The following is a 23,078-nucleotide window of genomic DNA, read 5'->3' on the forward strand; positions in this document are numbered from 1 at the left end:
GGTCGGCGTTCAGTCGGCGGAGACGCCCGAGGGGCGGTCGGAGCCCCACATCTTCTCGAGGTTGTAGAAGCCGCGCACCTCGGGCCTGAAGATGTGGACGAGGATGTCGCCGGCATCGATCAGCACCCAGTCGCAGGCCGGCATGCCCTCGACGCGGGCGGTGCCGAAGGACTTGGCCTTCATCTCCTGCGTGATGTAGTCGGCGATCGAGCCGACGTGACGCTGCGACCGTCCGGAGGCGATGATCATCGTGTCGGCGATCGAGGTCTTGCCGGCGAGATCGATGGCGATCGTCTCCTCGGCCTTCATCTCGTCGAGGCACCCGAGCACGAGCGTCCTCAGGTCTTCGACCCTGGCCAGGGCGGCGGTCTCGGAACCCTGGGTTCCCGTGTGGAGCGACTCGGACAGCGTCCTGATTCCTCGGATATCGGCAGTGGCGACGCGCGCCTGCGTTGAACCGACGACTTTGGCCGGTTCCGGGCGGTAATTCAAGGTTCCCCGGTGCCGCTCCGCGCATCGCGGATCTGCGTCGAGGAGAGATGCGAGCGCGGGCCGTGCAGGAACACCCAGGCCGGGGGCGCCATGCCCGGCAGGGCGGAGGCGTCCGATTCCGGGATGCGGGCGACGGAGAACCGTCGGGCGGCCCGCGCGCCCGGCGCGCTGAGGGTGTGGCCGGGGCGGTCGATCACCGCGACCGGCATCAGGCCCATGATCTCGGCCGAGCCCTTCCAGCGATGGAAGCTCGCCAGCGAATCGGCCCCCATGATCCAGACGAAGCGGATGCCCGGCCGCCGCCGCACCAGCCAGCGCAGGGTGTCGCGGGTGAAGCGGGCGCCGATCGCCGCCTCGAACCCGGTCACCGCGATCCGCGGATCGCCCTTCGCCACCGCGGCGGCCTGCGCGCAGCGCTCGGAGAGCGGCGCGATCGGCCGCCCGCGCTTCAGCGGGTTTCCGGGCGTGACCAGCCACCACACCCGGTCGAGGCGCAGGCGGCGCAGCGCCATGGTGCCGACATGCAGGTGGCCGGCATGCGCCGGGTTGAACGAGCCGCCGTACAGGCCGATCCGCATCCCCGGCGACGCGGGCGGCAGCGCGCCCTCACGCAACGGCGCGGATCACGGCAGGCGAGACCGCGCCGCTCACGGGCGCGTCTGGCCGCTGCCGTGGACCCGGTACTTGAAGGTGGTGAGTTGCTCCACGCCGACCGGGCCGCGGGCATGCATGCGGCCGGTGGCGATGCCGATCTCGGCGCCGAAGCCGAACTCGCCGCCATCGGCGAACTGGGTCGAGGCGTTGTGCACCACGATCGCGGAATCGACCTCGGCGAGGAAGCGGACGGCCTCGTCGCCGTCCTCGGTGACGATCGCGTCGGTGTGGTGCGAGCCGTAGGTCTCGATGTGCTCGATCGCCGCCTCGAGCCCGTCGACGACGCGGACCGAGATGATCGCGTCGAGGTACTCGGTGCGCCAGTCGGCCTCGGTCGCCGCCGTGACGCGACCGTCCACCGCCTGCACGTCGGCGTCGCCGCGCACCGCGCAGCCGGCGTCGAGCAGGGCGGCGACGAGGGGGGCGAGATGGGTGCCGGCGCAGGCGCGGTCGACCAGCAGCGTCTCGGTGGCGCCGCAGATGCCGGTGCGCCGCATCTTGCTGTTGAGCAGGATGGTCCGGGCCATGCCGAGGTCGGCGGCGGCTGCGACGTAGACGTGGCAGATGCCGTCGAGGTGGGCGAAGACCGGGACCCGCGCCTCGGCGTGGACGCGCTCGACCAGGCCGCGCCCGCCGCGGGGCACGATCACGTCGATGCAGCCGTCGAGGCCGGCGAGCATCGCGCCGACCGCGGCGCGGTCCTTCGTCGGCACGATCTGGATCGCGTCCGCGGGCAGGCCGGTGGCCTCGAGCCCGGCGCGCATCGCCTCGGCGATGGCCATGGCGCTGCGGTGGCTGTCCGAGCCGGCCCGCAGGATCGCGGCGTTGCCGGCCTTGAGGCAGAGCGCGCCGGCATCGGCGGTGACGTTCGGGCGGCTCTCGAAGATCACGCCGACGACGCCGAGCGGCACGGCGATGCGCTCGATCAGCAGACCGTTCGGGCGCTCGAAGGCCGCGACCTGGCGCCCGACGGGGTCGGCCAGCGCGCCGATCTTCTCGACCGCGTCGGCGATCGCCGCGAGGCGGCCCTCGTCGAGGGTCAGCCGGTCGATCAGCGCCTGGCTCTGCCCGGCGGCCTTCGCGGCGGCGACATCGCGGGCATTCTCGCGCAGGATGACGGCGCGGTCGGCGCGCAGGCGCTCGGCGATGGCCCGCAACGCCACGTCCTTGGTCTCGGCCGAGGCCAGCGCCAGCTTGCGGCCGGCGGCGCGGGCGCGCCGGCCGATGCCGTTCATCTGCTCGGCGAGGTCGTCGGCCGACGCGAAGCCGGATCGCATGTTCAGGACTGGCACGGGCATCATCCCAGGTCGGCGGCCTTCCCCGAGCCGCCTACGAAGCTGCGACTTATCTGCATCCTCGGGCAGCACGAAACAAGCGCCGCGGCAAAGATCGGAACGTTTCGAAGGCGCTCGTATCCAGTCATGGACGCGGCGCGACCGGTTCTAGAACATCGCCAAGTCGTCGCGATGCACCATCCAGGCGCGTCCCGGATAGGTGAGGAGGTCAGCGATCTGCGCGCTCGGGCGGCCGAGGATCAGCGCCGCCTCCGTGCTGTCGTAGCCGACGAGGCCGCGGCCCAGCACCCGCCCGGCGCGGTCGCGGATCAGCACGGCGTCGCCCCGGCCGAAGCTGCCCTCGACGCCGCAGACGCCGACCGGCAGCAGGCTCGCCCCACCGTCGAGCGCGCGCGCCGCGCCGTCGTCGATCACCAGGGTGCCGCGCGGCTCGAGCGACCCGGCGATCCAGGTTTTCCGCGCTGCGGTGGGCGTGGAACCGGACAGGAACCAGGTGCAGCGGCCGCCCGCGACGACGCTGCGGAGCGGGTTCTTCTCGCGCCCGTCGGCGATGATCATGTGGGTCCCGCCCGACACCGCGATCTTGGCGGCCTCGACCTTGGTCCGCATGCCGCCCCGCGACAGCTCCGAGGCGGGACCGCCGGCCATCGCCTCGATCTCGGGCGTGATCCGCTCGACCACGGCCAGGTGGCGCGCGTCCGGGTCGGCGTTCGGGGGGGCGGTGTAGAGGCCGTCGATGTCGGAGAACAGCACCAGCACGTCGGCGCCGATCATCGTGGCGACGCGGGCGGCGAGCCGGTCGTTGTCGCCGTAGCGGATCTCGGAGGTCGCCACCGTGTCGTTCTCGTTGACCACCGGAACCGCGCGCATCTCCAGGAGCTTGAGCACGGTCGCTCGCGCGTTGAGGTAGCGGCGGCGCTCCTCGGTGTCCTGCGGCGTCACCAGGATCTGCCCGGCGACGATGCCGTGGTGGCCCAGCGCCTCGGCCCAGTGCCGCGCCAGCGCGATCTGCCCGACCGAGGCCGCGCCCTGGCTCTCCTCCAGCCGCAGGGCCCCCGGCGCGAAGCCGAGCACGGTGCGCCCGAGCGCGATGCTGCCCGAGGACACCACCAGCACGTCGACCCCGCGGGCATGCAGGTCGGCGATGTCCTCGGCGAGCGCCGCGAGCCAGGCGTGCCGCAGCCGGCCGCGGGCGCGGTCCACCAGCAGGGCCGAGCCGACCTTGATGACGACGCGGCGGAATTGATCGAGGGAGGGGGTCATGACGCCGGGACGTAAGCTGGGACGAGGTCGGTGTGGACGAAGTCGTCACCCTTGAACAGGAGGGGCGCATCGTGGGCTTTGGAGACGGCATAGGATTGGCAGTCGCCGAAGTTCAACCGCGCCGGATGCCCTTGTCCCTTCCCGAAGCGCTGGAAGGCATCGGATGCCATGCGGTACATCTGGAGCGTGAAGGCGACCGGCTGCACCGTGGTCCGCAGGATCAGGACCTCCAAAAAATCCTCGGCAAAACCCGGCATCAGCGATCCCAGCACGATCCTGGCCTCGAGCAACGTCGGAGTTCCGATGATCGCCCGATTCTTGGCGACCAGCGTGTCGAAACGCTCGCCTTCAGGGTCTTCCATCGCAATCGCGACGATCGCCGAGGTGTCGAGCGCGATCATACCAGCAGGCCGTACTCGTCGTAGAGGTAATCATGATCGGTGGGGACGTTCGCGATGCGATGTGCCCGCGCCTCGCGGACCAGCGCTCGGATCATGTCTCGTTCGGCACGTTGCGTCGGTGTCAGGTCATCGTTGACCGTCGCGACGCGGCGGTCGAGCTCTCGCAACGCCGTGACTACCGCCTCGTCGACCGTGGTGCCGGCGCGCTCCGCGAGTTCATGCGCAAGAGCGAAGGCTTCGTCGTTCATGACGATCAGCGCTTCCGTCATCGAAACCTCCACAGGTTCAACAACCTCGGGCGATGCTAACCGACCCGATCACCCCCGTCATCACGGCTGCCAGGCCGCCTCGGGCACCCGATCGGCCTCGGCGGCGGCATCCATTTCGCCCTGGAGCGCACGCAGCGCCTCCGGCACGCCCTGGCCCGAGGCCGAGGATAGGACGAGCGGCTTGCGCTTGGCGGCGCGCTTCAGGCGGGCGACCTGCTCCTTCAGGGTGTCGGCGTCGATCGCGTCGGCCTTGGAGAGCGCCACGATCTCGGGCTTGCCAGCGAGGTCCTCGCCGTAGGCCTCCAGCTCGTGCCGGACCATCTTGTAGGCCTTGCCGGCATGCTCGCAGGTGGCGTCGACGAGGTGCAGCAGCACCCGGCAGCGCTCGACATGGGCCAGGAACCGGTCGCCGAGTCCGACGCCCTCGTGCGCGCCCTCGATCAGCCCGGGGATGTCGGCGAGCACGAACTCGCGGGCATCCGAGCGCACGACGCCGAGCCCCGGATGCAGGGTGGTGAAGGGATAGTCGGCGATCTTCGGCTTGGCCGAGGTCACGGTGGCCAGGAAGGTCGACTTGCCGGCGTTCGGCAGCCCGACGAGGCCGGCATCCGCGATGAGCTTGAGGCGCAGCCAGATCCACTGCTCGGTGCCTTCCAGACCCGGATTGGCGTGCTTCGGGGCGCGGTTGGTCGAGGTGGTGAAGTAGGCGTTGCCGAAGCCGCCGTTGCCGCCCTTGGCGAGCCGGACCCGCTGGCCGACCTGGGTCATGTCGGCGATCAGGTGCTCGCCGTCGACCGCCAGGATCTGGGTTCCGGCCGGCACCTTCAGCACCACGTCGGCGCCGTTGGCGCCGTGGCGGTTCGAGCCCATGCCGTGCTCGCCCTTCCGCGCCTTGAAGTGCTGCTGGTAGCGATAGTCGATCAGCGTGTTCAGGCCCTCGACGCACTCGACCCAGACGTCGCCGCCGCGCCCGCCGTCGCCGCCGTTGGGGCCGCCGAACTCGATGAACTTCTCGCGCCGGAACGCGACGCATCCCGCGCCCCCGTCGCCGGAACGGACATAGACCTTGGCTTCGTCGAGGAATTTCACGGTGTCGCTCGTCTTCATGTCGGGGCGCGGGCCACCGGCCCGCCCCGTCTCGTTCACGCCGCGGCGATGCGGCCCCGTCCATCGGCGTCGCGCACGCTGCGCAGCTCCGCCGCGAACCCCGTCGCTTCGGCCTTGGGCCGAGACGGCGAGGGATCGATTCCGATCGATCCGTCCGGCGACGTCAAGGGCGCCGGGCCGATCGCTTCGTCAGGCTGCCCGGTCGCAGCCGGAGACCCCGAACCGGGCCGACCACGCGGCGCGGTCGAGCCGGAAGCGATCGGATGTCAGGTCGCAGCCGCGGACGGGGACATAATCCGTCGCCGTTCCCGTGCGGACGAAGCCGACCTTCTCCAGCACCCGGCGCGACGCCGGGTTCTCCACCCGCGCATCCGCCGACAGTACCGAGCCGCCGGCATAGGCGAAGTAGGCGTGCACCATCGCCTCGGCGGCCTCGGTGGCGAGGCCGCGGCCCCAGAAGGGCCGGCCGAGCCAGTAGCCGAGGCGGGCCCCCTCCGTCGCCGCGTCGGCGCGGATGCCGACGAACCCGACGAGGCCGTCCGGGTCGGACCGGAGCGAGACCGCCATCGCCAGGCCCTCGCCGGCGGCGTTGCAGCGCCGCGCCTCCAGCACGAAGGTCTCGGTCTCCATCCGGTCGATCGGGTGGCGGATCCGCGCCGTCATCTCGGCCACCGACCGGTCGCCCGCGAGCCGCACGATCGCGTCCACGTCCTTGGCGCGCGGCCAGCGCAGCCACAGGCTGCGGGTCTCGATCCGGAAGACGTCGTCGCGGGTCAGATCGGGGAACATCGTTCGGGCTCCTCCGCCGCGATCCTCCGTAGCGGAGGACCGTTGCGCTGAGACGACGAAAGGGAGGATGGCGCCCCATCCTCCCCCGCGTCTTCCGTTCGACCCCCCGGCCTCGTGGCCAGGATGCGAGAAACAGATCCGCCGGTTCGGTGTGGGACACCGGCGGGGCCTGCTTCGCCTGTTCGAGGCGCCCGCCGTCTACTCTGCCGCTTGCGCGAGCGGCACCACCGCCACGAAGGCGCGGCCGCGCTTGGTCTGGAACTCCACGCGACCCTCGGTCAGCGCGAACAGGGTGTGATCCTTGCCCATGCCGACATTGGTGCCGGGGTGCCACTTGGTGCCGCGCTGGCGCACGATGATGTTGCCCGGAATCACGGCTTCCGAGCCGAACTTCTTCACGCCGAGGCGCTGGCCGGCCGAGTCGCGGCCGTTGCGGGACGAGCCGCCTGCTTTTTTGTGTGCCATGGTTCAGTCTTTCGAATGACGTGGGATCGGAACGTGCGGATCGCGTGGGGGCGGGGTCGCCCTTACGCGCTCTTCGAACCGGCCGAGAGGCCGGTGATGCGCACGACCGTGTGGTGCTGGCGGTGGCCGCGCTTGCGCCGCGAGTTCTGCCGGCGGCGCTTCTTGAAGGCGATGACCTTCTTGTCGCGACCGTGGGAGACGATCTCGCCGGTGACGCTGAAGCCCGACAGGAGCGGCGCGCCGACCTGGGTCGCGTCGCCGTCGGTGAACAGCAGGACCTCGCCGAAGGTCACGGCGGAGCCTTCGTCGCCTTCGAGGCTGGCGATGGTGATGGTGTCGTTCTCGGCAACGCGATACTGCTTGCCGCCCGTCTTGATGACTGCGAACATCGTCTCTCTCGTGGTTCGAACGGCCTCCGGGACGCGCCCTGGACCGACTTCTTATGCATTCGTCGCGATCCGCCCGAAGGGCCGCCGCAACGCGAAACGCACGGCCTTCTGCGAGGAAGCCGCGCGTTGTGCCCGGTGGATAGGGGATCGGCACGCGATCTGTCAAGGATTTGCGGGGGCGAATGCTTGCCCGCATCGCCCTCGAAGAGCGCGCCGCGAGCCCTTCCGAGCCGAGGTGGCGACGCCGGGCGGGAGCGGCGCCCCTCGGGCGTCAGCGCATCGCCTGGATGATCGCCGGGCTGATGATCACCACGAACAGCACCGGCAGAAAGAACAGGATCATCGGCACGGTCAGCTTCGGCGGCAGCGAGGCCGCCTTCTTCTCGGCCTCGTTCATGCGCTGGTCGCGGCTCTCCTGCGCGAGCACGCGCAGCGCCTGGCCGATCGGGGTGCCGTAGCGCTCGGCCTGGATCAGCGCCGTGACGACGGCCTTCACCGGCTCGAGGCCGACGCGCATCGCGAGGTTCTCGTAGGCCTGGCGGCGATCGGGCAGGAACGACATCTCGGCGGTCATCAGGGCGAGCTCCTCCGCCAGCACCACCGAGGTGGCGGCGATCTCGGTGCTCACCTTCCGGAAGGCGTGCTCGATCGCCATGCCCGATTCGACGCAGATCAGCGTCAGGTCGAGGGCATCGGGCCAGGCGAGCTTGATCTCGGCCTTGCGCTTGTTCGACTTGTTGACGAGGTAGAGTTCCGGCGCCTTGATGCCTGCGTAGGCGCAGGCGATGACGATGCCGAGGCGCATCAGGTAGGGCTGGTCCAGGGCCTCCAGCACGAACAGGTAGAACAGCGAGCCCAGCGTCGCCGAGATCGGCATGACCAGGCGGAAGAACAGGAACGTGGTCTCGGATTGCTGGCCGCGATAGCCGGCCATCAGGAGCTTGCGCTTGGCCGTGTCGGTGCCGAGCCAGCGGCGCAGGTCGAACCGCTCGACGACCCGCTTCATGTAGGCCTTGGGCTCGATCCGCAGCGTCGCCTTGGTGTTGAGGCGCTCGCGTTCCCGCCGCCGGATGATCTCGCGCTCGTCGCTGACGAGCTTCATCCGCTTGCCGAGGTTGTCGCTCTCGAGGAACGGCTGCGCCACGGCGAAGGCCGTCGCCGCCACGGCGACCGCGGTCAACGCGATGCCCATGGTGCGCGGGTCGAAGACCTTATCGGCGATGAGGTCGATCATGGCGATGGGCTTCCGCGAAAGGGCCGTCGGGCTTCGGGTGACGACCGGATGTGATCGAGCCCGGCGCGGCGCGATCCGGGCTGCCGGACGGCGCGGGCCGCAGGCGGGCTCAGATGTCGAACGCGATCATCTTCTTGATGGTGAGGATGCCGATGCTCATCCAGATCGCCGAGCCCAGCAGCGCGAGCTTGCCGAAATTGGTGGTCCAGAGGATCGAGATGTAATCCGGGCTGGTGAAATAAGTGATGCCCGCGACGAAGAACGGAAGCGCGGCGATGATGCCGGCCGAGGACTTGGCCTCCATGCTCATCGCCTGGACCTTGCCGGCCATCTTCCGACGCTCGCGCAGCACCCGCGACAGGTTGGAGAGCGCCTCGGAGAGGTTGCCGCCCGATTGCTGCTGGATGTTGATCACGATCGCGAAGAAGTTCACCTCCTGCACCGGGACCCGCTCGTAGAGCCGCGAGACCGCCTCGCCGAGCGACAGGCCCAACGCCTGGGTCTCGATGACGACCCGGAACTCCGAGCGCACCGGCTCCTCGGCCTCGCGGGAGACCATGCGGAAGCAGTCGCTGACGGGGATGCCGGTTCGGATGCCGCGCACCACCACGTCGACGGCGTTGGGCAGCTCCTTCGTGAAGTTCGCGATGCGGCGCTTGCGCAGGTGGCGCAGCAGCAACATCGGCACGCCGAGGCCGCCGACGAAGGTCCCCCCCAGCCCGGCGATCGGGCTCGCGGTGATCATGAGCACGAGCAGGCCGACCACCACCGCGAGGCCGGCGGAGATCATCCAGTAGGTCCGCTCCGACCACGCCAGGCCGGCCCGCGCGATCTTGAGCTCGAGGGTCACCTTGGCGGCGCCCTTGGCCTTGGCCTCGATCTCGCCGAGCGTCTTCGCGACCTGCTCGCGCCGGTTCACGGTGACGCCGCGGATCGCGTTGCCGGCGGCCGAGGCGCTGATCGTCCTGAGGCGCTGCGTCGCCCGCCGCTCGCCCATCAGCAGCGGCATCAGGAAGACGTAGCCGAGGGCGAGCGTGGTCACGAAGACCAGCCCGACGGCGAGCGGGACGTTCGCGGCGGCGTTCACAGCGCACCCGACGCCTCGGCGGCGGCGTCGAGCGCCTCGCCGAGTTGCCGCTCCAGCCCGTAGTAGCGCGCCCGCTCCCAGAATTTCGGCCGGCCGACGCCGGTGGAGCGATGGCGCCCGATCAGCTTGCCGTTGGCATCCTCGCCGACGATGTCGAACAGGAAGACGTCCTGGGTGGTGATGACGTCGCCCTCCATCCCGAGCACCTCGGTGATGTGGGTGATGCGGCGCGAGCCGTCGCGCAGGCGGGTGGCCTGCACCACGACGTCGATCGAGCCGCAGATCATCTCGCGCAGCGTCTTGGAGGGCAGGGTGAAGCCGCCCATCGAGATCATCGACTCGATGCGCGACAGGCACTCGCGCGGGGAGTTGGCGTGCAGCGTTCCCATCGAGCCGTCGTGGCCGGTGTTCATCGCCTGCAGCAGGTCGAACGCCTCCGGCCCGCGCACCTCGCCGACGATGATCCGCTCCGGCCGCATGCGCAGGCAGTTCTTGACGAGGTCGCGCATGGTGACCTGGCCTTGGCCCTCCATGTTGGGCGGGCGCGTCTCCAGGCGCACCACGTGCGGCTGCTGAAGCTGCAGCTCCGCCGCGTCCTCGCAGGTGATGACGCGCTCGTCGTGCTCGATGAAGGCGGTGAGGCAGTTCAGCAGGGTGGTCTTGCCCGAGCCGGTGCCGCCGGAGATGACGATGTTGCAGCGCGACCGGCCGATGATCTTCAGGATCTCCGCCCCCTCCGGCGAGATCGCGCCGAAGCGCACGAGCTGGTCGAGGGTGAGCTTGTCCTTCTTGAACTTTCGGATGGTCAGGGCCGGGCCGTCGATGGCCAGCGGCGGCGCGATGACGTTGACGCGGGAGCCGTCCGGAAGGCGCGCGTCGCAGATCGGCGAGGCGTCGTCGACCCGGCGCCCGACCTGGCTGACGATGCGCTGGCAGATGTTCATCAGCTGCTGATTGTCGCGGAAGCGCACGTTGGTGAGCTGGATCTTGCCGTTCACCTCGATGAAGGCGCGGTTGGCGCCGTTGATCATGATGTCGGCGATGTCGTCGCGGGCGAGCAGCGGCTCCAGCGGGCCGTAGCCGAGCACGTCGTTGCAGATGTCGTCGAGCAGCTCCTCCTGCTCGGCGATCGACAGCACGATGTTCTTGAGGCCGATGATCTCCGAGACGATGTCGCGGATTTCCTCGCGCGCCGCATCGGGCTCGAGGCGCGAGAGCTGCGCGAGGTCGATCGCTTCGATCAGCGCGCCGAAGATCATGCTCTTGGTGCGGTAGTAATCCTCCGAGCGCGGGTTGTCCTGCGCCACCACGGCGGGCGACGCATCCATGCGTTTGCCGGCCACGTTCTCCTGCACCAGCACCGGCGCGGTCGCGCGCAGGGCGGCCGGCGGCGGTGCTGCGGCCGGCGCCGCCGCGGTACCCTGCCTCCTACCGAACATGGGACGAATCCTCGGATCGCGTCGGAAAGGACGGGCGCGCAGACGTCCGCGCGCATCTGGCTGCGAGCCGCGCGTGGGCCGCATCGCCCGCCGGGGAGGGCACGGCGGCCCGCGAGAGCATCGGCATCAGGACGCCTTCCGGCGCGCGAGCTTCGCGAGGAGCGGCTCGAGCAGGTTGGGGCGGGCGCGCTTCGCCTCCGGCCGTCCCAGCATCGCCGCGGCGAGGTCGGCGAAGATCTCGGCGGCCTTCGAGCCGGCCTGCACCTCCGCGATCATCTGGCCGTTGTTGGCGGCGGTGCCGAACAGCGCCGGGTCGAACGGGATGCTGGCGACGAGCGGCGATTCCAGCGCCTTGGTGAAATCCACCGCGCCGATCTCGGGACGCTTGGGCACCCCGACGCCGTTCAGGATCACCCGGGGCCGCGCATCGTTGGGCCGGCCCTGCTGCAACGCGCCGAGCAGGTTCTTGGCGTTGCGCAGGCTGGCGAGATCGGGGCCGGCGACGATCAGGATCTCGTCGGCCCCGGTCAGCACCCGCTTCGACCAGGCGCACCACTGGTGCGGCACGTCGAGGACGATGCAGGGCACGGCCGCACGCAGGTGGTCGATCAGCGCGTCGAAGGCCGGCTCGGACAGGTCGATGGTGCGGTCGAGGCTCGCCGGCGCCGAGAGCAGGCTGAGCTGGTCGCTGCACTTCGAGAGCAGGCGCTCGACCAGCGCCGAATCGAGGCGCTCGGGCGCGAACACCGCCTCGGCGACGCCCTGGGGCGGATCCTGGTTGAAGTTGAGCGAAGCGGTGCCGAAGGCGATGTCGAGGTCGGCGATCACCGTCTGCGCGCCCTGGCCGCGGGCGATCGACCAGGCGAGGTTGTGGGCGACCGTCGAGGCGCCGATGCCGCCCTTGACGCCGTAGACCGCGATGGTCCGCCCGACCGGCTTGACCCCGGGGGCGGCGAACAGGTCCGAGAGCGAGGCGATCAGCGTCAGCGGCTCGACCGGCGCCATCAGGTAGTCGCTGACGCCGCGCTGGATGAACTGGCGATACAGCGTCACGTCGTTGACGTGCCCGATGACGAGCACCCGGGTGCCGGCGTCGCAGACCTCGGCGAGGGCGTCGAGGCATTCCATCGGCCGGGATTTCGGACCCTGCGTCTCGATGATGATGACGTTGGGGGTCGGCGCATGGCGGTAGGCTTCGACCGCGGCTGCGCCGCCCCCCATCTGGACCTTGAGATGGGCCTTCTGCATGCGCCGGTCCGTCCCGGCGCTCTCGATCATCGCAGCGGTCTCCGCGACCTCGCAGAACGCCTGGATCGTGATCCGGGGCACCGGGGCGATCATCCGCTCAGATGTCTCGGGGTGGTCCGCCATGACGAGGCCTTCGGGTTCGGGTTCTTGAGTCTGGGGTCTAGGTCTTAAGTCTTAACGTTTGGGTCTCTGGGTCGGCGGAGCCGGGGCGTGGCGCCGCGCGGCGGCTCACTCGCTGACCGAGGACTTCACGCTCGTCTTGCCATCCTGGCGCCAGGCGGTTGACGGATCCTTGCCCTCGCGAAGCTGGCCGATGTCCTTGACCCGGCGGATCGTGTCGATGCGGCCCTCGGGACGCCCGCGCACCAGGTCGACCGGGTCGGCGACCTGGGCGGCGATCGTCGCCTGGGTGGAGCAGCCGAGGTTCCACGACGGCTGATTGCGGAAGTTCGCGATCGGGCTGCTCTCGCCTAGGTCCTGGGGCCACAGCCCGCACTTGTCGGCGACGCGCGCCTCCATGCGGTGGAAGCTGAGGCGGATCGGGCTGGCGAGGCCGGGATCGGCGACCGGGTAGCCGGAGACCACGATCTCGCGCGCCGGCACGCCGCCCTCGGCGCCGAGCCGGCGGATGGCGGCGGCGGTGCGCTCGACGCCGGCGCCGACGGAAGGGGCCACCCCGCGCGGCAGGTCGATCACGAGGCTGCCGCGGCCGTAGCGGCGATATTCCAGCAGGAACGCGTCGATGTCGGCGGCCTGCCGCGGGTCGAGATGGCCGACCCCGGTGACGAACACGTCGAGGACGCGGCTGCCGTCGGCGAGCACGATCGGATGGCGGGCGCGATAGTCGGCGGGCGCGATCGAGCCGGTGACGGCACGGTCGGAATGGCAGGCGCCGAGCGAGCCGCCGACGGAGGCGGCGAGCATGGCGAGGGCCAGGGTGCGTCGGGCGGGGGAGGGCAGGCCGGGCAACGTCATCGGTTCGGTCCTGGGGCGGGGCGACGCCGGGGCGGAGGAGGGAAGTCGCGCGGGGCGGGGCACCGCGGGGCGAGGATCAGTCGGTGATGAAGCCGACGCGGCCGCGATAGCCGCGCCCGAGCGGAGCGGTGCCGGCGGTGCCGTAGACCCGGTTGATCTGCCCGAGCAGGATCGCCTGGCCGTCGGTGGCGTCGACGAAGGCGTCGTCGGGGCGCGTCACCTGCCGGGGCTCCATCGCCTTGGCGATGTAGGGGGTGACCATGATCATCAGCTCGGTCTCCTGCCGCTGGTAGTCGCGCGAGCGGAACAGGGCACCGAGGATCGGCAGGTTGACGAGGCCGGGCAGGCCGTTGATCGCCGCCTTGCTCTTCTGTTGGATCAGGCCCGCGGTCATCATCGTGGCGCCCGAGGCGAGCTCGACCGTCGTCTCGGACTTGCGCACCGTCAGGCCCGGAACGGCCGAGGTCGTGTTGCCGCTGACGAACGAGTAGGAGTTCTGCGGGTCGATCTCGCTCACCGACGTGCCGACGCGCACGGAGATGCGGTTCTCGGCCATCACCACCGGCGTGAAGTTGAGGGTGACGCCGTAGGGCTTGAAGGAGATGCCGACGACGCAGGTCGGCTGGGTCCCCGCGACGAGGCTCGGCGTGCAGCTCTGGCTCGACGGGACCGGCAGCTCGCCGCCGGCGGTGAAGTTCGCCGACTCGCCCGAGATCGCGGTGAGCGTCGGCTCGGCGAGAACGCGCGAGACGCCGGCCTGCTCGAACGCACGCAGCGTCGCCGTGATGCTCGCGCCGCCGGTGCCGTTGATCGTGCCCGAGAGCAGGTTCCCGGCCGGGAACTGGCCGCCCGAGAGCGAGAGCGGCGTCACGTTGGCGAGGTTGAGCCCCGACCAGCTGCCGCTGAGGTTGATCCCGAACTGCTTGAGGACGGTGCGCGCGACCTCGACCACGGTGACGCGCAGCATCACCTGGTCCTTGTTGCGGATCGTCAGGTTGTTGATCACCGCGCCGCGGGCTCCGGCGCCGCCACCGCCGGCGCCGCCGCCGGACACGCCGACGAAGGCGTTGGCGATGTCGATCGCCTGCTGCGCCTCGGACGAGGAGCCGACCGAGCCGGACAGCAGGATCGAATCGCCGGTGACGCGCACGTCGAAGCGGCCGCCGGGAATGCTCTGGCTCAGGAGCTGGCGCAGCGCCCCGAGCTTGAGGTCGCGCGCCACCGTCACGTCGAGCGCCGCGATCTGGCGGCCTTCCGCGTCGAGGATGAAGATCGAGGTCGCGCCGTCGGCCATGCCGATGACGAAGACCTTGCGGGTCGAGCGCACCACCGCGTTGGCCACCGCCGGGTTGGCCACGAACACCTCCTTGGCGTCGCGCGGCAGGTCGACGATCACGGAGCGGCCCGCGGTCAGCTCGATCTTGCGGGTCGTGCTCGCCTCCGCCTGCCCGACGGACAGGACCGGGGCGGGCCCGAGCACCGCGCGCTCCTGCGCCGCCGCCGGAGCGGTTCCGAAGGCCGTCAGCAGGGCGAGCAGGCCGGCGAGCGGGCTCGCCAGAGGATGGGTGAGGGGGCTCGCGGGATGGCCGGCGAGCGTCGGTCCGGAATCCGTCATCGGCTGCACCTCGTCGTGCGGTTCGGGCATCGGGGGGCTCACCGGGTCTGCTGCCGGCTGACGCCGAAGCGCATCACCGTCAGGGCCGCCTCCTGAGGCGCGGCCTCGGCTTCCGGCGGGCGGCCGGAATCGGCCAGGCTGCGCAGGGCGAGGGAGAGGGAGCCGACCTTCTGGGCCAGCGTGATCTTCTCGGCCTGGCCGGGGGTCAGGGCGAGGGTCGCGGTCTCGCCGGTGACGACGTTGGTGCCGTTCTTCTCCTGGATCAGCTGGCCGACCGCGAGCACGCGCACGTCGGTGAGGATGGTCTGGGAGACCTGCACGTCGCTGCCGGTCGCCTTGGAATTGTCCTCGTCGCGGAAGGTGCGAATCACGTCCACCCGGTCGTTGGGCAGGATGAAGCCGCCGGCCGAGTTGGTGCCGCGGCTGTCGGTGACGATCGCGACGGCGCGCATCCCGGAGGGCAGGATCGCGGCCATGAAGCCGCTGTCGGGCCGCACGAGCTTCTGCGGGCGGATCGGCTCGCCGGCCAGGAAGGCCGAGCGGATCGTGGCGCCGGCCGTCTCCTCCAGCGCCTTCGGCACGTCCTTGCGGGTGATGTAGCCGGGGGTCAGCGCGTCGTCGGGCCATTTCTGCCAGCGCAGGTCGGCGACCTGGAGCACCTGACCCATGGGCAGCTCGGCGGCCGCGACCAGCACCTCGGTCGTCGGCGGCGCGGGCGCCTCGACCCTGACGACGGGCGGGGGCGGCGGATCGCCGCCGCTCATCAGGAAAGCCGCTCCACCGCCCGCGACGAGGGCGATGGCGAGGACGGCAAGACGCGCTGGTTTCATCGTCGGGCCAAAGCATGGAACGGCAGGGTCGCCGCCCGTTGACCGACGTTAGGGCCGAATTCCTCAAATTAGGGTTAAGAAGGCATGACCATCGCGTTTCGTCCGATGTCCGAGGACGGTCTGACCGGACGGCACGGTGAATGACGCGGTTCCGGCCGCCTAACGCGGTCGTCCGCCCGTGGCGCCGATCTTCATCGTCAGTCGGTGCCGCTGGCAGCTCGGTTCGGGGCTCAGCCGCCGAGGGCGCGGGTCCAGACCAGGGTCTCGGGCAGGATCACCAGCGCGGAGGCCGCGAGCGCGATGCCGTAGGGAATGCCGGTCTTGGCGTCGTGCAGGTGCAGCGCGAAGGGCAGGCGGGCGACGACGGAGGGCAGGGGATGGCTGCGCGCCAGGAGGATCGCCAGCGTCAGCGCCCCACCGAGGATCGAGGCGACGAGCAGGTAGTCGAGAAGCTGGTCGAACCCGATCCAGAGCGCGGTCGAAGCCGCGAGCTTGGCGTCGCCGCCGCCGATCTTGCCCAGCGAGAACAGGGTGAAGGTGACGACGAGCACCAGCGCGCCGGCCGCGAGATGCATCCCGATCTCGGGAAGGCTGAACAGGCCGGTGGCGGCGACCACGCAGAAGCCGGCGATGAGGGCCAGCGAGATCCGGTTCGGGATCAACATCGTGAGAAGGTCGCTCGCCGCGGCGTAGGCCATGAAGAACGGGAAGACGATCAGGAGGCCGAAGCTCGCCAGACCGGTGCTAGCCATCACGCTTGCCATGACCGTTGCCATCATCCTTGCGATCGCGGTCGATTCGACCGTCGATGGGGTGTCCAAGTCGCGAGTGTCGGGCGCGGGCGTGAAGAAACCGCAAATTCCGATCCAGGCCGCGCCCGGACGCACGGGCCCGAGATCGCGGACGACGCGAAGCCGATCCCGCAGGGGCGGGATCGGCTTTGGCCCGCGGCGGGGCAGGGCATGCGCGCCCGCGAGGGACGCACCGCACCCCGACTTACGGCCCGTGTCCGCCGTGACGGTCTGTCGGCCCGAGCCCCGATCCCCTGGCCGCCTCCCGTGGGAGGGCCGGGAGACCGGGACGTTGCCGCCGACTGCGCCGTTTCCGATGGACGCGAAGCCTAACCATTAGCGAGCTGGTTGGAGACGCCGTTGAAGGTATTCTTGAGCTTGGAGCCCATGGTGGTCAGCGCGCCGATGATGACCACGGCGACGAGGGCGGCGATCATGCCGTATTCGATCGCGGTGGCGCCGGACTCGTCCGAAGCGAAGTTCTTGAACATGGTCTTCATGGCTGCAATCCTTGGTCGAAACACTTGCGAGGTAACCGTCGAAGATCTGTTGTTTCGATCGGCGGCAGATGGAGGATGCCGAACCCGCCTTGCCATTCGGTTAAGTCGGTCCGCGAAAGCGCTAAATCGAGGCACGACCACCCGCATGGTGAAGAAAGCGTCAAGTCTTCGGCGCTCCGCCACGGCGCCGGCTTAGCGGTTCCTTCACCAATAAGGTGTTGCCTGGAGGCGAACGGGATGCGCGCCTCGGCGCGTCGCACCGCTCTGCAGGCACCACGCCCGCGCGACGCGCCTCCAGCGTATTGATGAGTCTCAGCAGCCGATGCGCCTCACCCAGCCCCACCGCCCGTCCCGTGCCCGCTCGGCCAAGCGCCTGCCGGGCGTCGCCCTCGCCGTCGCGCTCGCCTTCGCGACGGCCCCCGCGCTGCGGGCGGAAACCCTGCCCGTCGTCACCGTGATGGTCGACAACGCCAAGGTCATGCGCCTGCCCGAGCGCACGCAGACGGTGATCGTCGGCAACCCGATCATCGCCGACGTGACGCTGCAGAAGAACGGCGTGCTGGTGCTGACCGGCAAGAGCTTCGGCGCGACCAACCTGATCGCCCTCGACGCCGCCGGCGCGATGCTGGCCGAGACGACGATCCGGGTGGAAGCCTCGCAGGCTTCGGTGATCACCATCCAGCGCGGCGCCGAGGAGCGGAACTCGTATTCCTGCACGCCGTACTGCCAGCCTTCGGTGCAGCTCGGCGATTCGACCAAGTATTTCGGCGACGTCAGCGGCCAGGCCGAGACCCGCCGCAACCTCGCCACCGCCGGGTCGACGGGCCCCGGGCGCTGACATTCCCGCCCGACCGCGGGCCGATTTCTAGCCGCGACCGGGCAGCACCGCCTCCAGCGCCGCCAGGACGCGGCACAGGTCGGCCTCGTCGACAAAGACCTGCGGGCTGATCCGCAGGCGGCCGAGCCGGGCGCTGACGAATACGTTCCGGCTTCGCAGCCGCGCGACGAGATCCTCGGCGTCGGCACCCGGCACCGTGAGGCCCAGAATGTGCGGGCTGCGCAGCGCGCGCGGCGGCACCGCGAGGCCGAGGGCCTGCACGCCTTCGGCGAGGCGGTCGGTCAAGTCCCGGAGCCGGCCTTCGATCGCCGCCACGCCCCAGCCCGCCACGAGTTCCAGGCCCGTGGCCGCCATCGGCAGGCCGACCGGATCGTGGCATTCGCCGCGGTCGTAGCGGCGTGCGCCCACGACCGGCGGGCGGTTCCCGGCATGCTCGGAGAGGGGCCGTCCCTCCCGCCGATGCGGTGCGGCGTAGAGGAAGGCGAGGCTGTAGGGGCCGAGCACCCACTTGTAGGTCGGGAAGGCCAGGAAATCGGGCTTCAACCGAGCCACGTCGATCGGCATCGCGCCGACCGCCTGGGTCGCGTCCACCACCAGGGCGGCGCCGGCCGCGCGGACGGCCGGGGCGAGACGGTCGACGTCGATGATTGTCCCGTCCGCCCAGTGCAGCGGCGTCAGGGTCGCGACCGCGAGCGGCGGCGCACCGGGGCGGGCGGTCGCTTCGAGGAGCGCCGCCGTCCAGTCGCCATCGTCCGGGCGCGGCACCGCCTCGACCACCATGCCGGCCTCCGCGGCGAGGCGGTCGAAGGCCAGGCAGAGCGACGGAAACTCCTCGGCGACGCGCAGGATGCGCCCGCCCGGCACCGGTGCGATCGCCCGCGCCGCGATCGCGATGGCGTCGGCGACCGAGCCGACGACGGCGACGGCGTCCGCCGGAGCGCCGATCAGGGCCGCCGCCGCGCAGCGCGCCCGCTCGGTCCAAGGCGGCACCTCGGAGCGTGGATGGGCCCAGGGCAGGCTCTTCACCCGCATGCCGGCCTCGCCCGCCTCGCGCACGCTGCGCGGAAGCGGCGTCCAGGCGGCGGCATCGAGGTAGGCGACCTCCGCCGGCACCTCGAACAGGTGCCGCTGGCAGGCGAGGGGCGAAGCCATGGGCGCGCTCGTCGACGGGTCGCCGCTCAGGCGGCGCGGCGGCGCTCGGGATAGAGGCCGAGCAGGCCCTCGGCGTCGGCCGGCGCGATGCCGCGCTCGGTGATCAGGCCGGTGACGAGGCGTCCGGGGGTGACGTCGAAGGCCGGGTTGGCGACCGGGCTGCCCGGCGAGACCACCTGGATCGTGGCGAAGCCGCCATCCTCGAGCCGCCCGGTGAGATGGGTGACCTCGCGCGCGTCGCGCTCCTCGATCGGGATCTCGGCGACACCGTCCTGCAGGGTCCAGTCGATCGTCGAGAACGGGAGCGCCACGTAGAACGGGATGCCGTTGTCGTGGGCGGCGAGGGCCTTCAGGTAGGTGCCGATCTTGTTGCAGACGTCGCCCGACGCGGTGGTGCGGTCCGAGCCGACGATGCAGAGATCGACCTGCCCGTGCTGCATCAGGTGGCCCCCGGCGTTGTCGGCGACGACGGTGTGCGGCACCCCGTGGCCGTTGAGCTCGAACGCGGTCAGCGCCGCGCCCTGGTTGCGGGGCCGGGTCTCGTCGACGATCACGTGGACCGGCACGCCGGCCTCGTGCGCGACGTAGATCGGCGCCAGCGCCGTGCCCCAGTCGACGGTGGCGAGCCAGCCGGCGTTGCAATGGGTCAGGACGTTGACCGTCCGGCCAGTCCGCCGCGCGATCTCGGCGATCAGGCCGACGCCGTGGTTGCCGATGGCGCGGCAGCTCGCCACGTCCTCCTCGGCGATGCGGCCGGCCTCGGCGAAGGCGCGGGCGAATCGCTCGGGCGCCTGGACCTGGCGCAGGTTCCCCGCGACCCGGTCGAGCGCCCAGCGCAGGTTGATCGCCGTCGGGCGGGTCGCGGCCAGCGCCGCCACCGCGTGGTCGAGGCCGGCATTCGAAGCATCCTCGCGCATCGCGAAGGCCAAGCCGTAGGCGGCGGTCACGCCGATCAGCGGCGCGCCGCGCACCACCATGGTGCGGATCGCGCGCGCGGCGTCGTCGAGGCTCGCCAGCCGCTGCAGCTCGAAGGCGAAGGGCAGGCGGGTCTGGTCGATCACCTGGACGCTGACGCCGTCCGCGTCGGGGAAGATAGTCCTGTAGGGGCGGCCGTCGATCTTCATGATGACGGTCTGCCATATCGAAACGCGTTTTGCACCACCGCGCGCGCGTTCCGCGGGATCCCGAAGGTCAGGTCGGGTCGCGCCCGATCGCCGCGCCGGTGAGCATCGCGACGAGGTCGGCCTGGCGGGCGGTGCCGGTCTTGGCGAAGATCGCCTTCAGCTGCGTGCGGATGGTCGCCGACGAGACGCCGTGCACGTCGGCCAGCGTGCCGACCGTGTGCCCGTTCGTCAGCCCGCGGGCGACGCGCGCCTCGGCGGGGGTGAGGTCGAACAATCCCTGCATCAGCTCCGCCGGAAGGGCCCGGCCCTGCCGGAGATCCGCCACGACGAGGATCGTCGCCGCGGCGGCGAACACGTCGCGGGCGGCCCCGCGCACCGGCACGAGGTGGGCGATCATCGCACCGCGATCGGCCCGCGCCGCGATCGGGATGGAGGCGACGGTGTTCGGGTCGCCGGCCTGCACCGGCGCCGCGAGCGCGCGGACGAGGAGGCCGTCCGCGCGCGGGTCCGTCAGGTGGACGCGATCGGACCGATCCTGGGCGACGGAGGGCACGAGGCCGGCGAACAGGCCGTTGGCGGCGATCACCCGGTTCCCCGGTGACAGGACCGCGGCCGGCAGGCCGAGCAGGTCGAGGGCCGAGACGACGCTGCGGGCCTGCGGCCAGCCCGAGGCGGGCGGCGATCAGCCCGGCGCGGGCGAGGTGCGCGCGCAGGGGATCGAGGGCGCGCACGGTCTCCGGCGTGAACGGCCCCGCCGCGAAGACCCGTTCCCAGGAGAAGATCACGGCATCCTCCCCCACCGTCGGGATGGCGACGCCGGTGCACCAGCCGAGGCCGCGGGCCCGCAGGAACCCGTACATCGGGTCCGCGTCCATTTCCGCATGGGTGAACAGGTCGAGGTCGTGGACGAAGCCGGAATGGCCGAGCGCCAGCGCGCGGCCCGGGCGCGGGTTCACCGCCATCAGGCCGCTGGCGATCGCCTCCGGCAGGTGCGTCAGGAGGGCGCCGGTGGCGCGCCACCGGGGGCCGTGCCGCCCCTCGGCGAGGATGATGGCCCCGACGGACCCCGTCGCGGCGGCGATCCGGTCGAGCACCTCCGGCCAGATCTCGGGCACGACGGCGGCTTCGTAGATCAGGTCGACCAGGGCGTCGAACTCGGCGGGGGCAAGCATCGTCGGTCTTCCCAGGCGGCCCGGAGGCCCGGCCGGGGGGAAAGGGAAGCGTTTCCGATCCGGGCCGTCCTCGCAAGGGCAAAGCCCGGGACGTGAAGGATTTTTCAACCTTAAATGCGCGTTAACGTAAGGCGCCTAGCCTCCGGGGCAGAGTCTCCTTTCGCGTCCGGTCCCGCATGCGCTCGCTTCGCCGCTCCGCGTCGCCCTACGATACCTTCGTCGACACGCTGCGCCCGTTCCTGGCGCGGCGGCTGACGGAACTCGGTGGGCTCGTCCTGTTCACGGGCGCGATCGCGCTGACGGTCGCCCTCGCGACGTGGTCGATCGACGACCCGAGCCTCAACCACGCCACCGACCACGTCGCGCACAACGTGCTCGGCCAGCCCGGGGCGGTGGTCTCGGATCTCGCCATGCAGATCCTCGGGCTCGGTGCGCTCGCCTTCGTGCTGCCGCCGGCGCTGTGGGGCGTCCGGCTGATGCGCGAGCGCGACCTGCCGAACGGCGGCATGCGCATCGCCCTGTGGATCATCGGCTTCTGCGCCGCGAGCGCGGTGGCCAGCGCCCTGCCGCCGACCGCCCGCTGGCCGCTGCCGACCGGGCTCGGCGGGGTCGCCGGCGACGCGCTGATGTCGGCCGCGCGCACCATCGTCGGCGCGATCTCGCAGGCCGGCGCGGCCCTCGTCGGCTTCGTCTACGCCGGCGTCGCGATCCTCAGCCTGACGGCCGCGTGCCGGGTCGCCCCCGGCCTCGACGAGGCGGAGGACGACGTGGCCCCCGCGATGGCGCGGGCCGACCGGCCGCGCCGCACCCATCCGGACGCGGCGCAGGATCGGCGATACGACGACCGCGACGAATCCGACGAGCCGGGTCTCGGGATCGTCGGGTTCGGCACCGTGCTCCAGGCGGCGATGCGCGGTCGCGCGGCCCTGGCCGAACGCTGGGAGATGTGGCGGGCGCAACGCGCCGGCCTCGGCGCGCTCAGCTATGCCGGCGCCTCGCCGGCCCTGGCCGCCCGCCGCGCCTTCTCCGACGAGGACCTGCCCTGGGCGAGCCAGCTCCCCAACGGCGGCCGCGCGGGCGAGCCGGTGTTCGAGCCGCGCGCCGACCAGGCCACGGCTCCGGCCGCGCCCCACGCCGCGCCTGCGCCGCAGGGCCGGCGTCCGCTGCCCGTCGTCCACGACGACGAGGATTTTGAGGGCGAGGATTTCAGGGGCGAAGATTCTAGGAGCGAGGACGAGCCGACCCCCGTGCCGGCGGAGGCCGCGGCCTCCCGCGTCTCCGCACCGGTGGCGCCGGTGGCGCCCGCGCGCCGCCCGGCGCCGGCCAGCGGCCGGGACGATTACCGCCATCCCGCGCTCGACCTCCTGGCCGAGCCGCGCGGCCCGTCGCAGGCGAGCCTGGTCTCGGCCGACGCGCTGGAGCAGAACGCGACGCTGTTGGAAGCCACGCTCGGCGATTTCGGCGTGCGCGGCGACATCCTCGCGGTGCGGCCCGGACCGGTCGTGACCCTCTACGAGCTCGAGCCGGCGCCCGGCACCAAGTCCTCCCGCGTCATCTCGCTCGCCGACGACATCGCGCGCTCGATGTCGGCGGTCTCGGCCCGCGTCGCCGTCGTGCCCGGCCGCAACGCCATCGGCATCGAGCTGCCGAACGCGCGGCGCGAGACCGTGTACCTGCGCGAGCTCCTGGCCTCGGCCGACTTCGTCGAGACCAAGCACAAGCTCGCGCTGTGCTTGGGGAAAAACATCGGCGGCGAGCCGATCATCGCCGATCTCGCCCGCATGCCGCACCTGCTGGTGGCCGGCACCACCGGCTCGGGCAAGTCGGTGGCGATCAACACCATGATCCTCTCGCTCCTCTACCGGATGAAGCCGGAGGAGTGCCGCCTGATCATGGTCGACCCGAAGATGCTGGAGCTGTCGGTCTACGACGGCATCCCGCACCTGCTC

The 23,078-nt window shown here is 71.2% G+C and carries 25 protein-coding genes; 3 read left to right on the forward strand and 22 right to left on the reverse strand.

Translation table 11 applies throughout. The features are described from left to right. Positions 1-9: 9 nt before the first annotated feature. The 19 genes from rsfS to MKK64_RS22680 all read right to left on the reverse strand — a co-directional run bounded on the left by rsfS (position 10) and on the right by MKK64_RS22680 (position 16,843). Positions 10-330 carry a ribosome silencing factor gene (gene rsfS / locus MKK64_RS22590; RefSeq protein WP_313898933.1) on the reverse strand — a complete coding sequence of 107 codons (321 nt, stop codon included), beginning with the start codon at positions 328-330 and terminating at the stop codon, positions 10-12. A 158-nt stretch (positions 331-488) separates the two neighbouring features. Then, on the reverse strand, positions 489-1,106 hold the full coding sequence (locus MKK64_RS22595) for a nicotinate-nucleotide adenylyltransferase (RefSeq protein ID WP_279593317.1): 618 nt from the start codon (positions 1,104-1,106) through the stop codon (positions 489-491). Between the two features lie 33 nt (positions 1,107-1,139). Continuing rightward, complete coding sequence (locus tag MKK64_RS22600; RefSeq protein WP_147726613.1) at positions 1,140-2,438, reverse strand: glutamate-5-semialdehyde dehydrogenase; 1,299 nt, start codon at positions 2,436-2,438, stop codon at positions 1,140-1,142. A 150-nt stretch (positions 2,439-2,588) separates the two neighbouring features. Continuing rightward, positions 2,589-3,704 carry a glutamate 5-kinase gene (proB, locus tag MKK64_RS22605; protein WP_243937564.1) on the reverse strand — a complete coding sequence of 372 codons (1,116 nt, stop codon included), beginning with the start codon at positions 3,702-3,704 and terminating at the stop codon, positions 2,589-2,591. Continuing rightward, positions 3,701-4,105: a type II toxin-antitoxin system VapC family toxin gene (locus tag MKK64_RS22610; protein WP_243937566.1), complete on the reverse strand. Its 405-nt coding sequence runs from the start codon at positions 4,103-4,105 to the stop codon at positions 3,701-3,703. Before MKK64_RS22610 ends, proB begins: the two co-directional genes overlap by 4 nt. Beyond that, positions 4,102-4,374 carry a type II toxin-antitoxin system VapB family antitoxin gene (locus MKK64_RS22615; protein ID WP_243937568.1) on the reverse strand — a complete coding sequence of 91 codons (273 nt, stop codon included), beginning with the start codon at positions 4,372-4,374 and terminating at the stop codon, positions 4,102-4,104. Before MKK64_RS22615 ends, MKK64_RS22610 begins: the two co-directional genes overlap by 4 nt. Positions 4,375-4,434: 60 nt before the next feature. Further along, positions 4,435-5,463 (reverse strand): GTPase ObgE, encoded by a 1,029-nt coding sequence (gene obgE / locus MKK64_RS22620; RefSeq protein ID WP_243934928.1) that lies wholly within the window; start codon positions 5,461-5,463, stop codon positions 4,435-4,437. Positions 5,464-5,670: 207 nt separating this feature from the next. Further along, the gene (locus MKK64_RS22625) at positions 5,671-6,270 is read right to left on the reverse strand and encodes a GNAT family N-acetyltransferase (protein WP_243937570.1); all 600 of its coding nucleotides are present in this window, start codon (positions 6,268-6,270) and stop codon (positions 5,671-5,673) included. Positions 6,271-6,468: 198 nt separating this feature from the next. Beyond that, the gene (rpmA, locus tag MKK64_RS22630; RefSeq protein ID WP_147726605.1) at positions 6,469-6,735 is read right to left on the reverse strand and encodes a 50S ribosomal protein L27; all 267 of its coding nucleotides are present in this window, start codon (positions 6,733-6,735) and stop codon (positions 6,469-6,471) included. 62 nt (positions 6,736-6,797) lie between these two features. Further along, a complete protein-coding gene (gene rplU / locus MKK64_RS22635) occupies positions 6,798-7,124 on the reverse strand; it encodes a 50S ribosomal protein L21 (RefSeq protein ID WP_147726603.1) in 327 nt (108 codons plus the stop codon). A gap of 271 nt (positions 7,125-7,395) precedes the next feature. After that, complete coding sequence (locus tag MKK64_RS22640) at positions 7,396-8,358, reverse strand: type II secretion system F family protein (RefSeq protein ID WP_243937572.1); 963 nt, start codon at positions 8,356-8,358, stop codon at positions 7,396-7,398. A gap of 109 nt (positions 8,359-8,467) precedes the next feature. Then, positions 8,468-9,445: a type II secretion system F family protein gene (locus MKK64_RS22645; RefSeq protein WP_243934821.1), complete on the reverse strand. Its 978-nt coding sequence runs from the start codon at positions 9,443-9,445 to the stop codon at positions 8,468-8,470. Further along, entirely contained in the window at positions 9,442-10,884 is a 1,443-nt protein-coding gene (locus MKK64_RS22650) for a CpaF family protein (RefSeq protein WP_147726600.1), read from the reverse strand. Before MKK64_RS22650 ends, MKK64_RS22645 begins: the two co-directional genes overlap by 4 nt. A gap of 126 nt (positions 10,885-11,010) precedes the next feature. Then, positions 11,011-12,255 (reverse strand): CpaE family protein, encoded by a 1,245-nt coding sequence (locus tag MKK64_RS22655; RefSeq protein ID WP_243937574.1) that lies wholly within the window; start codon positions 12,253-12,255, stop codon positions 11,011-11,013. Positions 12,256-12,360: 105 nt separating this feature from the next. Further along, positions 12,361-13,107: a CpaD family pilus assembly protein gene (locus tag MKK64_RS22660; RefSeq protein ID WP_405042795.1), complete on the reverse strand. Its 747-nt coding sequence runs from the start codon at positions 13,105-13,107 to the stop codon at positions 12,361-12,363. Between the two features lie 76 nt (positions 13,108-13,183). Next, positions 13,184-14,722 (reverse strand): type II and III secretion system protein family protein, encoded by a 1,539-nt coding sequence (locus MKK64_RS22665; protein ID WP_409567996.1) that lies wholly within the window; start codon positions 14,720-14,722, stop codon positions 13,184-13,186. Between the two features lie 38 nt (positions 14,723-14,760). Continuing rightward, positions 14,761-15,552, reverse strand: coding sequence for a Flp pilus assembly protein CpaB (gene cpaB, locus MKK64_RS22670; RefSeq protein ID WP_147727594.1), 792 nt, complete (start codon positions 15,550-15,552; stop codon positions 14,761-14,763). Positions 15,553-15,782: 230 nt separating this feature from the next. Further along, positions 15,783-16,304, reverse strand: coding sequence for a prepilin peptidase (locus tag MKK64_RS22675; RefSeq protein ID WP_409567995.1), 522 nt, complete (start codon positions 16,302-16,304; stop codon positions 15,783-15,785). A 368-nt stretch (positions 16,305-16,672) separates the two neighbouring features. After that, entirely contained in the window at positions 16,673-16,843 is a 171-nt protein-coding gene (locus MKK64_RS22680; protein ID WP_243934818.1) for a Flp family type IVb pilin, read from the reverse strand. Between the two features lie 322 nt (positions 16,844-17,165). Between MKK64_RS22680 and MKK64_RS22685 the strand changes: the two genes are divergently transcribed. Next, positions 17,166-17,681, forward strand: coding sequence for a pilus assembly protein N-terminal domain-containing protein (locus tag MKK64_RS22685; RefSeq protein WP_147727591.1), 516 nt, complete (start codon positions 17,166-17,168; stop codon positions 17,679-17,681). A 27-nt stretch (positions 17,682-17,708) separates the two neighbouring features. Here MKK64_RS22685 and MKK64_RS22690 read toward each other — a convergent pair whose 3' ends face one another. The 3 genes from MKK64_RS22690 to MKK64_RS28295 form a co-directional block, all read right to left on the reverse strand. Next, positions 17,709-18,833 (reverse strand): aminotransferase class V-fold PLP-dependent enzyme, encoded by a 1,125-nt coding sequence (locus MKK64_RS22690; RefSeq protein WP_243937585.1) that lies wholly within the window; start codon positions 18,831-18,833, stop codon positions 17,709-17,711. A gap of 26 nt (positions 18,834-18,859) precedes the next feature. Then, entirely contained in the window at positions 18,860-19,957 is a 1,098-nt protein-coding gene (gene mtnA / locus MKK64_RS22695; RefSeq protein ID WP_243937587.1) for an S-methyl-5-thioribose-1-phosphate isomerase, read from the reverse strand. A 67-nt stretch (positions 19,958-20,024) separates the two neighbouring features. Beyond that, entirely contained in the window at positions 20,025-20,543 is a 519-nt protein-coding gene (locus tag MKK64_RS28295; protein WP_243937589.1) for a helix-turn-helix transcriptional regulator, read from the reverse strand. Between MKK64_RS28295 and MKK64_RS22705 the strand changes: the two genes are divergently transcribed. Both MKK64_RS22705 and MKK64_RS22710 read left to right on the forward strand, forming a co-directional pair. Beyond that, entirely contained in the window at positions 20,530-21,225 is a 696-nt protein-coding gene (locus MKK64_RS22705; protein WP_243937591.1) for a hypothetical protein, read from the forward strand. The two genes, MKK64_RS28295 and MKK64_RS22705, sit on opposite strands and share 14 nt — an antisense overlap. An 80-nt stretch (positions 21,226-21,305) precedes the next feature. Continuing rightward, the coding region (locus tag MKK64_RS22710; RefSeq protein ID WP_243937593.1) for a DNA translocase FtsK at positions 21,306-23,078 on the forward strand (1,773 nt) is incomplete at its 3' end.

This window comes from Methylobacterium sp. E-025 (assembly GCF_022829705.1).
In the GTDB taxonomy this organism is placed as follows: Bacteria; Pseudomonadota; Alphaproteobacteria; order Rhizobiales; family Beijerinckiaceae; genus Methylobacterium.